Below are 14,233 nucleotides of genomic sequence, written 5' to 3'. Positions count from 1 at the left end.
GGGGAGCGTTAAAAAGTATTTATTGATCTTCCTCGTCTAGGTACTTTTTCTCCTTTATGGTTCTCAGGGCCACCATTGTGTAGGTTGAGGTAACGCCCTCAAGCTTGCCTATATAGTCCAAAACCTTGGCCAGCTCTTCCCTGGACCTAACCCTGACCTTCAGCAGGGCATAGTACTCCCCAGTCACGTCGTATATATCGTAGATCTCATTCATCTCCACTAGCTTCTTGAGTATTTCCTCGTACTTTTTAGGCTCTGCCTTAATGAGGACGAAGGCCAAGACGTTTAGGCCTATCCTATCCAGGTCGATCTCTATTCCAAAGTTCTTGATGACGCCTTCCTTTACAAGTCTCTTTACACGCATATGTATTGTGGACTCGCTTAAGTCAAGCATCTTTGCCAGTCTAGAGAAGGGAGTCCTCGAATCCCTCTGCAATATGTTTAGAATTTTCCTGTCCACGTTATCTAGGTAATAATAATCTGTCATAATATAGCACTCCCGAACAGTTTAATAAGGTCTAACTTTCCGAAATCGCCCATGGCGAACTTCACAACCAGTTTTGGATCTGCCCTTAGTAATACCCTCTCCAATCCTTTTACCGAGTTGGATGCCTTAGCTCTCTTTATCACTTCCGCGTGCACCTGAAGGGTCCAGTGAAGCTTGCTCCTCTTGAACTCCCTAGAGAAGTCCTTCCCCTCCAAGAGGGAGTCTGCCATAATCCTTGAGGAGATGATTGATGGCCTTATCCCCTCCCCCGTGACCGCGTACACTGTTCCCAAGGCCTCGCCAATGTATGAGCCGTTCAATCTATCCTCGAAAACTCCGTAGTCAGCGACTCTCGCTCCATGTTGGGTTATGATCCTACCTGACGTGATGGTCTTTAGTTTCTCCCTTATGAAGTCCACGGAAGCATAACCCCCTACCCCAATCTTAGCCCCCTTTGGATCAGGGAATATCCATCCATATCCAAGGAGGTCAGAGTAGAAGTACATGTCCACCATTTCTGGATCGTAATTTAGGTCAGTAATGTATTGGAGTGCGGGAATTGTGACATCCTTGGAGAGGGAATAGTGGCCAGTGGCAATTATCACCTTGTCAGCCTCCTCCTCCTTCCCGTTCACCACGAGCTTGCCCTTGTTCAGGACTACCTTGGAGTTAAGTCTCAGATCAATCTTCTCCCCCAGTTTCCTTAGTAGGAGTGGCTTATCCACGATATACCCAAGCCTCTCCCTCTCCCTAACCTCTGAGATGAGCTTGTTGTCTAGGTAGATCCTGAACCCCTTTATCTCACTGTAGATTGCCTCCTTTGGGATGTCCAAGTAGTTCTCTATCCCCTTGAGAACTCCCCACGCACATGGTTTCTTCCCCACATCATCCAGTCCTTCATAAACCGTGACGTCAATCTTGGTTCCCCTTAAGAACCATCCCAGTGATATTCCAGCCGGGCCCCCTCCTACCACGGCCACCTTCATGTAAACACCTTACTTTCTAAAGTAGAGCATCAGTATAAAGCCCATTGTAAGAAACCCTGTATAAAGGACAATTAACTCGTAGAAGTTGTGAAGAAATCTGCCTATGATCGCCCCTATCAAGACCGTGAGCACAAAGGCGAAATAACCGTCAGCGAGATAGAGGATATCCTTCTTAAAGAGTGCCCTCCATATTTCCCTAGTGGCAAAGAAGAACGAGATGAAGAAGGGTATTGATTCCACGACGGATACGACACCGTACAACCTAGGTTGGAGGGGTAACACGAAGAAGACTCCCAGGGCTAGGCCGAAGGAGAATATCCCAGTGAAATAGAGGGAGACCACCGCGTTGTCCTTTCCGCTCCACGGCTTGTAAGTCCAGAAAAGGTAGAGTACCATGGCAAAGCCCACGATGGATGCTCCCAGGAAAGCTGGAAAATTATTGGCCAACGCAGGCAACACAGGTAACAGGATAAGTACCAGGGAGACGCCAGCAACTTGCCAGTCCTTCATTTGAACCATCTTAAACCTGTTATCAAAGATAAAAATATCTAATGGTAACATTGACTCAATGAGATACAATTCGCCAGTTCTTGTCATTCACGGAGGAGCGGGCTCTTGGAAAAACATGGAGAGGGATAGGGCTCTGAAGGCCTTGAGGGAGTCCTTGGAGAGGGGATATAGGGAATTCAGGACCGGGAGCTCCTTAGAGGCCGTGGTGGAGGCCATAGCTTCCATGGAAGATAGCGGAGTATTCAACGCTGGAAGGGGGAGCGTGAAGAACGCAGAGGGAGGAGTGGAGATGGATGCTGGACTGATGCACGGTAAGACCATGTCCGTGGGATCTGTGGCCTCCATTAGGGCCAGAAACCCCATAAGGAGAGCCTATGAGGTTCTGAAACAGGGAAGACACGTTCTCATGGTCAGGACTGTTTGGGAGGAAACGGAGGAGGGAGATAGCTCCAGGGATGGGGATACCGTGGGGGCCGTAGCGTTGGATGAACAGGGAAATCTCTCCGCTGGAACCAGCACCGGTGGAATAAGGGGTAAATTGCCAGGACGAGTGGGCGACTCACCAATACCCGGGGCTGGATTCTACGCCACGGCCAGGGTAGCTGTTTCCTGTACTGGAATAGGGGAGCTCATCCTCAAACTACTTCCAGCAAAGGAAATAGACATGTTAAGGGCCATGGGATATCCACTGGAGGAATCTGTTAGGGCTGTCATGGGAAAGTTCACTGAAACCTTCGGTAAGGACAACCTCGGTTTGATCGCACTCGACCATCAGGGTTACGCCTCAGCATCATTTAATACCGGCGCAATGCCAAGAGGAATAATGTGGAACGGAGGAGAGAAAGTGTTCTTTGATGAGGTAGATCAGCTATGAAGATACTAGTTCTCAGTAACATTAGGTTCCCTGAGCCCCACATAGAGAGCGTACTGTCAAACGTGATAAAGAAGGAGGAACCAGAGGTCATAGTCCTGAACGGTGACACAACCCAGTGTTACTGGGACTACGAGTGCCCTAGGGTTATAGACGTACTTTACGTTATAAGGAGTATTGCTCCATGGGCACAGCTCGTGTATATACAGGGAGACATGGATCCCCACGCGCTGAAGTGTATCATGGCTGAACCTAGGTACAGGGAGGAGATCATAGGAACGACAATGTATATAGCGGACGCATCTTCGATAAAATACTACATCATTCACGGGCATCAGGGTGACATTGATCAGCTGAGAAAAACTGTGGGGGCAGGACCCTGGGACTGGCTCGTGATTGGCCAGCATAAAAGACTAGAAGTGGACAAGCTGGCCAGGGTGATTTATGCTGGGGGTATAACCAGGGAGTTCCCCCCAGAGAGTCGCGGATACGTTGTTATCACGGACTCCTCCCATTACACTAGAAGTCTCACGCACTGACCTCAGGATTTATTTCTAACATGCTTTTAATTATTCTAATGTCATAAAACCCCTCCATGGGATCGCCGTCTCCTTCCTTCCATGCGACTAGCCCGTCGACTATTAACATGTTTCTCTCTCCCTTACTGAAAATAATGTCCTCAACTGCCCTTATCCTTCTCAGCCTATTCACGAGTTTTTTGATCTCAGGGGTAAACTTTCTGTAAATTATCTGGACTATCACAATATTATATTGTTCCCTCAAGTTAAAAAACAAAGGAATGGGGTTTTTAGTATCACCTCGGACTGGGCCACATTACTAATATTAACTGAGCCAAACAGGAATAACCCATGGACTTGAGAAATAAGGCAGTCCTAGTTCTTGTGCAGGTTAGGGAGGAGACCCTCGCTGAGGTTTTCAGGAAACTCATGAAGGATGCAAGGACTTCAGGCTTCAGGAAGGTCATCATCAACGTTATATCGCCTCTTCCCCATTGGCAGGTACTCGCTAGCGCTAGGGAAGCTATACTGGACAACATTGACCTAGGTCTTGAAGTCTATACCTGGAAACCGGAGGACGTAAAGAAGATGTTTGAGAAAGCCTCTCAGCTCAGCGTTGACGGTCTAATGACGTATTGTGATGAGGATAATAAGTACTCCATGAGCAAGTTAATGTCATCTCTCCCAGATTCTCTAAAGATCTCCATGATAAAGGATAATTGTAAGTAGATTTTTATTTTAGACGGAGAAAAGCTGGCAGGGGATATTTTTGAAACAACTAACCTACGATGTATTAATAATTGGTGGAGGATTCGCAGGTTCCACCGCGGCATGGCACCTGGCGAATAAGGGACTTAAGATACTTCTAATAGACAGTAAGCCGTGGAATAGAATTGGGGACAAGCCTTGCGGAGACGCAGTTAGCAAGGAACACTTTGACAACCTTGGTATGCCCTACCCAGAGGGAGAACAACTTGAACAGAAGATCGATGGAATCAAGTTATATAGCCCCGATATGTCCACAGAGTGGACCGTTAAGGGCGAAGGATTTGAGATAAATGCCCCAGCCTATACGCAGAGGATATTGAGGGAAGCCAGGGACAGGGGAGTTGAAGTGATGGACTTAACCACTGCCATGAAGCCTATTCTAGAGGACGGCTTCGTAAAAGGTGCGGTGATATTTGACAGGAGGAAGGAGGAACAGATAGAGGTAAGGGCCAAGATGGTCATAGAGGCTACTGGATACTCAAGAAGCTTCAGGAGCAAACTCCCTCAGGAAATCCCCGTCTCTGAGGACATGGATGAGAGGGACGCGGACATCGCCTATAGGGAAGTGGCCTATACTAGGGAGGACATAGATGAACCTGGATACTTGAAAATCTTCATCAACCAGACCACCTCACCTGGAGGATATTGGTGGTATTTCCCAAAGGGGAAGGATAAGGTAAACATAGGACTGGGAATACAGGGAGGAATGGGCTACCCCAGCATCTACACCTTCTATGAGAAATATTGGAAAGAATATGGTGCTGACGTAGACAGGAACAGAATGATAGTAAAGGGAGGAGCCCTTGTGCCCACCAGGAGGCCCCTGGACACCCTGGTTTGGAACGGTATAATAGTCATAGGCGATTCTGGATACACGGCCAACCCAGTCCACGGAGGCGGGAAAGGATCGGCAATGATATCAGGCTTCTGCGCAGCTAGGGCGACGCTTAACTCCTTTGAGAAGGGAGACTTCTCGGCGCAATCCCTCTGGGAAACTAACCTATGTTATAACGAGCGTTATGGTGCAAAACAGGCTAGCTTAGAGCTCTTCCGAAGGTTCCTTCAGAAGCTGTCAGATGACGACATAAATTATGGAATGAGGAAGAAAGTCATTAGGGAGGAGGATCTTCTAGAGGCAAGTATGACCGGAGACCTTCAGCTATCCGTAGCGGATAAGGCAATGAGGGTAATTGCAGGTTTAGGAAGACCTTCTCTGCTATACAAACTCAAGAATGTGGCGGAGTATATGAAGGAGATAAAGGCTCTCTACAGAGCTTACCCAGCAGGTCCAGATCAGCTACCAAAGTGGAAAGGGCAAGTAAAGCAACTCATCTTAGAATTTGACAAGGTAATTTCCAAGTAGAAGAATTATAAGGGCTACGTATGGAAAGATCACAGGGATCCAGAACGTTCTCATAGCAAAGCTCCCTACCTGCTCCAGCCCCTCCACCATCAACGAAATAAATTTTCCAATTACCTTCACTTTCGCATCCACTATCATGTAGCTTGCCTCTACTTTCTTGAGGTTTGCTTCAGCATTTTTGATCGCTTTCTCCAGGGCTTCCAGTATCTGTGGGCAAGGCTCTGCTGGAGTGTAGAGGTTTCCAAAGGATGTTCCTGTACATGAATGATCGTCAGGTGTGACGAGGATGACCTTCTCGTAAAGGTTACCAAACTTCTCGCGTAATAACTTCCCAGTCTCCTCATTGGCGTTATTGGCAAACACGTAGGCAATTACTATCTTTTTGTCCCCATCTCCAACTATAAGTGCCTTAACTTTACGACTACAGATCCCCTCACATGTTGAGTTAATTTCAGACTCACCGTATCCCACTAGGAGAGGTCTCTCCTCGGTAGCTGGAATCTTCTTGGATACGAATTCCCTTAAGGCTCTTTCATCCCTGTGCCCTATTTCCTCCTTTAGAGACTCGTTGTGGCAATCAACTAGGAAATTACCTGTCTTCAGTGATTCGTCCCATAACCCTCCAGGAAGATCATCTATTCCGTAGCCCGGTCTCTCGCTGAAGTTCAGCGTTATATGGTCGAACACGAGGGAGGTCATCCTAAACCTGTCCTCAGATAGGAACTTTATCCCCTCAAACCTTAACTCCTTCCAATTCCCCTCCCTGATCTTCGAGGAGATTATCTGTGCAAGCTTACGTGACTCCTTGCTTGAGGCCAGATCTATCTCGTGGCTTCCAGGACCGTGAAATACCATTACCTTGTTGTTCACTAACTCCTCCAGCTGATAGGGAAATAGGGAACTCCCCACCTTTCCGTACATACCAAAGTGTATTCTGGGTAAAACTAGAAGAACGTCTCCAAGTTTCAGTACAAGTGTGCTTGAGTGAAATTCGGTAGATATCTTTTCCAGGAAGTTTTCAACTTCCTCGTCCCTCCTGTAGCTCATAGCCTTCAGGAAAGGTCTAACAATGTTCAGAGATGGAATGCCTGTGACGCTTTTCCCTTTTCTGTTAACAAGGATCAAGTATAAGTAGGAAAATAGCCCCACGATCAAGTAGAAGGCAATAACTAGTTCAATATTCCTTGGAAACGTGGAAAGTGCCGAGATCAGGCCTATTAGCGTGGTTAGGCCCGGCGAAGTGAAATCCCCGTAATCTATTAACATAACGTAAGTCATAAGGGGAATAAAGAGGCCAAAGGAGAGGGGTATTACCAAAGGAAAGAACGAGATTATCAAGTAGATAATACCAAACATTCCCGCCATTGCAAGGAAAGTTCTAACTCTTCTGTGAAGGGATATTAGGGACAAGGACAAGTACACTAGGAAGCCTGTCAAATACGTGAATCCGTCAGATAGCGACCTCAGAAAGGATAGACCTACTTCCGCTCCCACCCAGATTGAAAGGGCCTCTGTTGATGGTAACCTTATGAGCTTGGAATAGTAATTCCTAGTTAGTTTTTCCGAATCCACGAGTTTACACGAGAGGAGTGGATAAAAAAATGATTGAAATCGATCTAGGTGGAATAAGTCCACAGAAAGTGATCAGGAATAATTTGGGAGAGTGTACCATGTTTTACGTTGATGTTAAGGATCTTGGTGAATTTCTGTTGTTCGCGTTCGAAGGGAGAGTCAATTACGTAAAGATCATGAGGCCCTTTCCCGGGAAATGGTCATGTGAATCCGCCCTTTACAACCCTCAAGGACTCTTCCTCTTTGATCTCGGTCAGGGTATAACCTCTGATGCAATAAGGAACAAGATGGAGATGATTGCAAAATGGTACTAGATTATGATCTAATAATAAGCGACGTTGATGGCGTTATCCTCATGGAAGGTGATCCCATCTGGGACAACATAAATTCGCTCAGGCAAATGATTGAACATGGAAAGAAAGTTATCCTAGTGACCAACAACTCTGGGTTCAGCAGAGTTCTTCTCTCAAGGCAACTCAACTACCTAGGGTTACCAATAGAGCCTAAGGATATAATTACCAGCGGATTAGCTGCAGTACTTTACATGAAAAAGAGTTGGGACGTGAAGAAGGTTTTCGTTATTGGCGAGGAAGGTCTTGTGGAGGAGATTAGAAATGCAGGATACGAGGTATTGATGACAGCTAACGCTGAGAAAGAGATCCCAGATGTGGTTGTGCTTGGACTGGATAGGCTAGTTACCTATGATAAGCTATCCATAGGGATGAGATGTATATGGAAGGGTAGCAAGTTTGTCGTGACTAACATGGATAGGTTGTGGCCCGCCAAGGATGGTTTGAGACTAGGAGCTGGCGCCTTGGCGAGTGCCTTGATATATGCCTTAAAGAGGGAACCGGATTTCGTGGCAGGGAAGCCCAACAAGTGGATAGTTGAGGTAGCAATGGAGCTCACGGGGATAAGCGACTTGAAGAAGGTTCTCGTTATTGGTGACCAACTGGAGACCGACATAAAGATGGGGAACGAACTAGGAGCAGACACTGCTCTAGTTCTTACGGGCATTTCTCAGAGGGCAGACGTGGAAAGGACGGGGATACGCCCTACATTTGTAATTAAGAACCTATCTGAACTACTCTCTTAAAGTAATTCTTAATAACGTATCTATTGCGATTTTTGTATGGACAAACTTCTTTATGACGCAGTAGTTCTTGGAGGAGGATTAGCGGGGTTAATGTCGGCCCATGAAATCGCCTCAGCAGGCTATAGGGTAGCGATCATTTCTAAGGTTTTTCCCACAAGGTCTCACTCCTCCTCCGCGGAAGGTGGAATAGCTGCATATGTCCGGGGTAACTCCGATCCCAACGACAATCCAGACTACATGACCTATGACACGGTCAAGGGAGGAGATTACCTAGTCGATCAGGACGCTGCGGAACTTCTATCTGAAAAATCTGGAGAAATAGTGGAGATAATGGAGAGGTGGGGTACGCTATTCAATAGGCAACCAGACGGGAGGGTAGCTCTGCGTTATTTCGGTGGACAGACCTATCCCAGGACCAGATTCGTTGGGGATAAGACTGGCATGGCCCTTTTGCACACCCTGTTCGAAAGGGTCTCAGGTCTCTCAGTGGATTTCTATAGCGAGTGGTTTGCGGTGGACCTGGTGCTGGACGAGAAGAGGGTAGCTGGAGTTCTGGCCATGGAAATGAAGTCCATGGAACCGGCCCTGTTCAAGGCAAAGGCTGTTGTGCTAGCCACCGGTGGTATGGGGATGCTATACGCGCACACGACCAACGCCTACATAAACACGGGTGACGGTTACTCTATGGCTCTGAGGGCTGGAGCGGCCCTGAAGGATCCCGAATTTGTTCAGTTCCACCCAACTGCGCTCTATCCCTCAGACATTCTGATAAGTGAGGCGGCAAGGGGAGAAGGAGGTATCCTCAAGAACAATAAGGGGGAGAGATTCATGACCAGATATGCTCCCAAGAAGTTGGACCTTGCCCCCAGGGATATTGTCTCTAGGTCCATCACAATAGAGATAAGGGAGGGAAGAGGTTTCCCTGGCGGGTATGTTGGATTGGACCTTACCCATCTGGGAGAGAGCTACATAAAGGAGAGACTTGCGTTGGCTTACGAGGCTGCCATGAGTTTTGCGGGGGTTGATGCTACTAAGGAGCCCATCCCTGTTAGACCTGCACAGCACTACTATATGGGTGGAGTGGACGTGGACATTACTGGAACCAATAGTGATTTGCAAGGACTATTTGCGGCAGGCGAGGTAGCTTGCGTATCTGTCCACGGTGCCAACAGGCTGGGCTCCAACTCCTTGCTAGAAACCCTCGTTTTTGGTAGGGAAACTGGAAGAACTGTAGTGGAGTACCTCAAGAAGCACGAGGAGTCATCCTCAACCACCCTGGAGAAGGAAGCAGAGAAACTTCTAAGCGAGGCCTACACCTTTGTGAAGAGCGAGACCGGAGTCCACTTCGGCGAAATACTCAACAAACTTAGGCAGGTAATGTGGGATGATGTGGGGATTTTCAGGAACGAGGACCTATTAAAGACTGCCCTCTCAGAGGTCGAGAAACTTAGGGCACAGGTCAAGAGCATGTATGTGACTGACAAGAGCAAGACCTACAATACCGAGTTCTTTAACGCATTGGAGCTGAGAAACATGATGGACCTCGCGGTGGTAATAGCCAAGTCAGCGTTAACTAGAACCGAATCAAGAGGAGCTCATTACAGGACGGACTATCCAGAGAGAGATGATAGGAACTGGCTCAAACATACGTTGGCTTACCTCAAGGGTAATCAGGTAGAGATAGGGTTTAAGCCCGTGACCATGACTAGGTGGCAACCAGAGGCAAGGGTGTACTAAGATGGAGAGCCAACTGGAGCAACGGGAGATTGTGGTCAAAGTAAAAAGATATAACCAGGAGAAAGGCGAGTACTGGCAGGAGTACAAACTAGTTGTTGATAGATTCACCCAGATGACTGAGGTCCTTAGGAGAATAAAGTCAGAACAGGACCCAACCCTGGCCTATAGGGCTTCCTGTCACATGGCGGTCTGCGGAAGTTGTGCCATGAGGATTAACGGGGAACCCAGGCTAGCCTGTAAGACCCTTGCCCTGGACATTGTGAAGAAGTATGACAGCAACCAAATAACCGTCGAACCTATGGATTACTTCAAGGTTCAGAAGGACCTCATCGTAGATATGGATGAATTCTACGCCAGGATGTTTAAGGTTAAACCTAGGCTTTACCCAAGCAAGGAAGTGGTGGAGGGGCGTGGAGAGCACAGGTTAAGGCCAGAGGATCAAAGGGAACTCTGGAAGTTCGCCCAATGTATCTGGTGTGGGCTTTGTGTCTCAGCTTGCCCAGCTGTGAGGATAGACGAGGAGTTCCTAGGACCAGCAGCACACGCCAAGGGGTATAGATTCCTGGCGGACCCAAGGGATACCATCTACGATGAAAGGTTGAAGATCTTAGCCGATAGCGCGTGGAGGTGCACGTATTGTTATCAGTGCTTCAACGTATGTCCAAGGGATGTGGAACCTGTTACCACAATTAAGAAAACTAGGGCTCACACACGTTTCCTCAAGGACAAGTCAGAGGTAGCAAAGACCGGCGAGAAGCACGTTAAGGCCATATTTGATAGTATAAGGGAAACGGGTAAACTTGAGGAGGCCAAGGTATACATCACGACCTACGGCCTAGCCGCGGCAATCACTGACATGCTTTACACCATGAGGAACGGGAAGGTTAACCTTGCATTAATTAGGGAAAAGAAGGTAAGTCAGATAGATCAAATTCAGAAGTTAATGGGTGAGAAGGAATGAAAGTAGCATATTATCCGGGATGTGCAACCCACGGCCTATCTAAGGACGTTGATGTGGCCACAAAGAAGGTGGCCGAGGTTCTAGGATTGGAACTAGTGGAAGTAGAGGACTGGAACTGTTGCGGAGGAGGATTCCTGGACGAATATGATCAAAAGGCCCATGCTGCCTTGAACCTGAGAAACTTGTCCCAGGTAGAGAAGATGGGACTCAACAAAATGGCAACTCCCTGTAGTGTTTGCTTGCAAAGTCATAGACTTGCAGTAAACAACTACAAGGAAGACAAGGAGCTTAGGAAAGACGTCGATTCCAGGCTCAAATCCGCCTCCATAGAGTACAAGGGAACCGTGGATGCTGAGCATATTGTGTGGGTTTTGGTGAGGGACGTTGGAATTGAGAGGATAAAGTCCCACGTTACAAGGCCCCTGACCCAGTTGAAGGTCGGAACATATTACGGATGTCAAATGCTAAGGCCTGAGCAGATCATGGGATTTGAGTCCGCATATAAGCCCCACAGCCTAGAGGATCTAGTATCAGCCACTGGAGCAACTCCAGTGAGGTTCCCCATGGCGACAGCTTGTTGTGGTTTCCCCTTAATGGGAAGCAATCCCAAGGGAGGATTGAAGTTAGCCTATAATGTTCTCTCTTCTGCTAAGGGCGCTGGAGCGGATATAATGGTACATCCATGTAGTCTCTGTCATTTACAACTTGATGTTACCCAGTTCAAGGTAATGGACGAGTTTAAGACTGGATGGACCATGCCCACTATGTACGTTACTCAACTCCTGGCAATATCCTTTGGAATAAGTCCAAAGGAGCTGGGGCTTAGTAAGATAGCGATGAAGGCGCTGGAGGAGAGGGGAATAACATGATCCAAGATCTCAGCAGTATAGGCGGAGAGTTAGGTCCCTGGAGAGAAGTGTCGGAAAGGCCAGGAAAGGAACCCTTTGCCAAGGAAGCGGAATACAAGGTGAACGATTTATTCTGGGGTAAATTCCATCTCCGTAACACTGGTGAGCTCTACGTTCTTGTGATTTCCAAGATCCCATTTAACTGGAAAGAGAGGGTGAAGGAGTTACACTTGAACGGAGAGGTTGTTGATGCAGCGGGCGGTATAATGTGGATTGCGACAGACGAAAAGCATGTGGAATCTGACCTAAGAACAATCAAGGAGTATCTTGTGAAAATAAAGGACTCCTCTAAGAAATGAGAGGAGGCCCTAGCTTCACTCTGCCATGGTTACATGGCTGTAGGCTAGGTATGGCAATTCTTTCTTTTTTAGAGAGAAAATAAATCTTTCTAGATCTTGCTAAGTGCCTTATCCAAGTCTTCTATTAAATCCTCCACGTCTTCTATACCCACGGAAAGCCTAAGAAGCGAATCTCCTATCCCTGAGGCCTTTCTCTCCTCAGGAGATAGTGTCCTATGGCTCATTGTTGCTGGATGGGATATCAAGGAATTCACGCCTCCAAGGCTTTGGGCTGGGATTATGACTGAAGTAGATTTCATGACCCTCAGTGCCTCCTGCGCTCCGCCCCTCACCTCAAAACTGACCACGCCACCGAATCCCTTAAGGACTCTCTTAGCAACACTATGGCTTTCATGGCTCTTAAGACCAGGGTAGTAAACCTTTGCAACCTTAGGATGTGCCTCAAGGAACTCTGCGATCTGTTGTGCGTTCCTATTGATTACATCCATTCTGATCTTAAGGGTCTTCATCCCCCTGATGGTAAGATACGCTGGATGAGGATCAAGGGAGGTTCCAAGTGTTCTCCTCATTTGGTCTATTGCCTTCACCAGTTCTCCCTTTCCCGCTATCAACCCTGTAATGACATCGTTATGCCCCGCAATGAACTTCGATGCACTGTGTATGACTAGCGAGGCCCCAAACTCTAGGGGTTTCTGATTAATCGGAGTTGCAAAAGTTGAATCCACAAGTAAGTTAGCCCCCACTTCCGAGCACGCCTTTCCCACCTTTTCCAGGTCTATCACCCTGAGTAGGGGATTCGTAATACTCTCAATCATAACCACGTCATACCCCTTGGTTATCATTTCGAGCATGCCTTGATCGTTGGCTGGGGCCACATCGACCTTCACACCCCACGACGAGAGGTAATCCTTGGCAAACCTCAGGCTCCTTCCGAACATATCCACGTGAACCAGGAGTCTCATCCCGGGGTGGAGCAGAGTTAAGAGGGTGGTGGAGATGGCTCCCATCCCGGAGGAAAACGCGAGCCCAGCCTCTGCACCCTCAAGCTCCGCTATTTTCTTACCCAGTTCTAGGACCGTCGGATTGACCTCTCTGGAATACCTGTATTTCTCACCCTCAGGATAAAGGAAAGCTGACGTCTGATAGATGGGCGTTGTTATAGCCCCTGTGATGGGATCTATTGATTCCCTTACTGATTTAGTTGAGTCCCTCAACCCTGACTCCCTCCCCTATTTCCGTGGTAATGAAATCGCATTGAAAACCGTGCTGGGCACATACTTTCCCACCCTCCTGTTTGATCTCTCCCAGTTTGGTCGAATCATCGTAAAGGATTAACACCGTAGGTCCGGCTCCACTTACGCAAGCTCCAATAGCATCGTACCTCAGTGCTATTTCCTTCAACTTGGGGTAGTGTGGATACATTGGTTCCCTGGACCTTTCCACAACGGCGTCGTTAAGCCCCTCCCTAACCAGTGCCCTATCTCCCTTAACTAATCCTAGAATGAATGAGGATAGGAACCTTGTGTTTTCGACCATCTTTGAAACCTCTATCTGCTTGGGAACTAGCTCCCTTGCCTTCTTGGTCTTCCCTTCACCCGTATTAACCCTCGGTATGACCAACATTAACCTGAAGTTCAGGTTAATTGGTATCCTCACTACCCTAATGGGATCGTGCGACGTCACTGCCACTATTCCACCAAAGGCACTAGCTGCCACGTTATCTGGGTGAGGGGATCCACTAACGGCTTGTTCCCCAATCACAGCAAACTTCACGATGTCCTCGAGCGTCAGGTGGAGGTTAAGCAGCTCGTTAACCGCAGCCACTGCAGCCACTGCAGATGCTCCGCTACTTCCTAGGCCTAATCCGTGGGGCACTCCCTTTATCACATTCAGTTTTATCGTGTAATTTAATTGAAATTCCTTGAGCAATGCCTCAACTGGTGCGCCTGCTGAGTTTCTAGCTGGATCTAAAGGGACATTCGAGTTGGACTCCATCATGACCCTGCGTTCCTTTTCGTTGATAAGCTCCGCGTAAACAGTGTCGCTGAAGGCCAAATGGCTCATGGAAAGCACGTCGTAACCGGCACCAAGGTTAGCAGAAGATGAGAATGCTGTGGCTTTCACTGAACGCATATCCGAGAATAAGGAGATGAAGTA

General features: G+C 47.8%; 17 protein-coding genes. 10 read left to right on the top strand and 7 right to left on the bottom strand.

Features of this window, described 5'->3' with window-relative positions:
• Positions 1-19 precede the first annotated feature (19 nt).
• The 3 genes from MSED_RS03500 to MSED_RS03490 are packed head-to-tail and all read right to left on the bottom strand — an operon-like array spanning position 20 to position 1,983.
• Entirely contained in the window at positions 20-487 is a 468-nt protein-coding gene (locus MSED_RS03500) for an Lrp/AsnC family transcriptional regulator (protein WP_012020650.1), read from the bottom strand.
• Positions 484-1,473, bottom strand: coding sequence for an NAD(P)/FAD-dependent oxidoreductase (locus MSED_RS03495; protein WP_012020649.1), 990 nt, complete (start codon positions 1,471-1,473; stop codon positions 484-486). Before MSED_RS03495 ends, MSED_RS03500 begins: the two co-directional genes overlap by 4 nt.
• Before the next feature lie 9 nt (positions 1,474-1,482).
• Complete coding sequence (locus tag MSED_RS03490) at positions 1,483-1,983, bottom strand: hypothetical protein (RefSeq protein WP_012020648.1); 501 nt, start codon at positions 1,981-1,983, stop codon at positions 1,483-1,485.
• Positions 1,984-2,041: 58 nt separating this feature from the next.
• On the opposite strand from MSED_RS03490, the gene MSED_RS03485 reads away from it, so the two are divergent.
• Positions 2,042-2,857 carry an isoaspartyl peptidase/L-asparaginase gene (locus tag MSED_RS03485; RefSeq protein WP_012020647.1) on the top strand — a complete coding sequence of 272 codons (816 nt, stop codon included), beginning with the start codon at positions 2,042-2,044 and terminating at the stop codon, positions 2,855-2,857.
• Complete coding sequence (locus tag MSED_RS03480; protein WP_012020646.1) at positions 2,854-3,393, top strand: phosphoesterase; 540 nt, start codon at positions 2,854-2,856, stop codon at positions 3,391-3,393. Before MSED_RS03485 ends, MSED_RS03480 begins: the two co-directional genes overlap by 4 nt.
• Here MSED_RS03480 and MSED_RS03475 read toward each other — a convergent pair.
• Positions 3,383-3,637, bottom strand: coding sequence for a hypothetical protein (locus MSED_RS03475; protein WP_235579887.1), 255 nt, complete (start codon positions 3,635-3,637; stop codon positions 3,383-3,385). The genes MSED_RS03480 and MSED_RS03475 overlap by 11 nt on opposite strands.
• Before the next feature lie 86 nt (positions 3,638-3,723).
• Between MSED_RS03475 and MSED_RS03470 the strand changes: the two genes are divergently transcribed.
• The gene (locus MSED_RS03470; protein ID WP_012020644.1) at positions 3,724-4,101 is read left to right on the top strand and encodes a DUF5751 family protein; all 378 of its coding nucleotides are present in this window, start codon (positions 3,724-3,726) and stop codon (positions 4,099-4,101) included.
• A 40-nt stretch (positions 4,102-4,141) separates the two neighbouring features.
• Positions 4,142-5,503 carry a digeranylgeranylglycerophospholipid reductase gene (locus tag MSED_RS03465; RefSeq protein ID WP_012020643.1) on the top strand — a complete coding sequence of 454 codons (1,362 nt, stop codon included), beginning with the start codon at positions 4,142-4,144 and terminating at the stop codon, positions 5,501-5,503.
• Here MSED_RS03465 and MSED_RS03460 read toward each other — a convergent pair.
• Positions 5,474-7,075, bottom strand: coding sequence for a DUF2070 family protein (locus MSED_RS03460; protein ID WP_012020642.1), 1,602 nt, complete (start codon positions 7,073-7,075; stop codon positions 5,474-5,476). The two genes, MSED_RS03465 and MSED_RS03460, sit on opposite strands and share 30 nt — an antisense overlap.
• 29 nt (positions 7,076-7,104) lie before the next feature.
• Between MSED_RS03460 and MSED_RS03455 the strand changes: the two genes are divergently transcribed.
• The 6 genes from MSED_RS03455 to MSED_RS03430 are packed head-to-tail and all read left to right on the top strand — an operon-like array spanning position 7,105 to position 12,076.
• Complete coding sequence (locus MSED_RS03455; RefSeq protein WP_012020641.1) at positions 7,105-7,389, top strand: hypothetical protein; 285 nt, start codon at positions 7,105-7,107, stop codon at positions 7,387-7,389.
• Positions 7,380-8,171: an HAD-IIA family hydrolase gene (locus MSED_RS03450; protein ID WP_012020640.1), complete on the top strand. Its 792-nt coding sequence runs from the start codon at positions 7,380-7,382 to the stop codon at positions 8,169-8,171. Before MSED_RS03455 ends, MSED_RS03450 begins: the two co-directional genes overlap by 10 nt.
• Before the next feature lie 36 nt (positions 8,172-8,207).
• Positions 8,208-9,908 (top strand): succinate dehydrogenase flavoprotein subunit, encoded by a 1,701-nt coding sequence (locus MSED_RS03445; RefSeq protein WP_012020639.1) that lies wholly within the window; start codon positions 8,208-8,210, stop codon positions 9,906-9,908.
• A gap of 1 nt (position 9,909) precedes the next feature.
• Entirely contained in the window at positions 9,910-10,869 is a 960-nt protein-coding gene (locus MSED_RS03440; protein WP_012020638.1) for a succinate dehydrogenase/fumarate reductase iron-sulfur subunit, read from the top strand.
• Positions 10,866-11,738, top strand: a complete 873-nt coding sequence (locus MSED_RS03435; protein WP_012020637.1) for a CoB--CoM heterodisulfide reductase iron-sulfur subunit B family protein — start codon at positions 10,866-10,868, stop codon at positions 11,736-11,738. Before MSED_RS03440 ends, MSED_RS03435 begins: the two co-directional genes overlap by 4 nt.
• Positions 11,735-12,076 carry a hypothetical protein gene (locus MSED_RS03430; RefSeq protein ID WP_012020636.1) on the top strand — a complete coding sequence of 114 codons (342 nt, stop codon included), beginning with the start codon at positions 11,735-11,737 and terminating at the stop codon, positions 12,074-12,076. The genes MSED_RS03435 and MSED_RS03430 overlap by 4 nt, the downstream gene beginning before the upstream one ends.
• Before the next feature lie 89 nt (positions 12,077-12,165).
• Here MSED_RS03430 and MSED_RS03425 read toward each other — a convergent pair whose 3' ends face one another.
• Complete coding sequence (locus MSED_RS03425) at positions 12,166-13,290, bottom strand: PLP-dependent transferase (RefSeq protein ID WP_012020635.1); 1,125 nt, start codon at positions 13,288-13,290, stop codon at positions 12,166-12,168.
• Entirely contained in the window at positions 13,274-14,209 is a 936-nt protein-coding gene (locus tag MSED_RS03420; RefSeq protein ID WP_012020634.1) for a homoserine kinase, read from the bottom strand. Before MSED_RS03420 ends, MSED_RS03425 begins: the two co-directional genes overlap by 17 nt.
• Positions 14,210-14,233: the final 24 nt, after the last annotated feature.

Origin of the sequence: Metallosphaera sedula DSM 5348 (assembly GCF_000016605.1) — an archaeon.
Taxonomy (GTDB): domain Archaea; phylum Thermoproteota; class Thermoprotei_A; order Sulfolobales; family Sulfolobaceae; genus Metallosphaera; species Metallosphaera sedula.
Note: the sequence above shows the minus strand (reverse complement) of the source record. Positions and strands in the feature narration are given on the sequence as shown.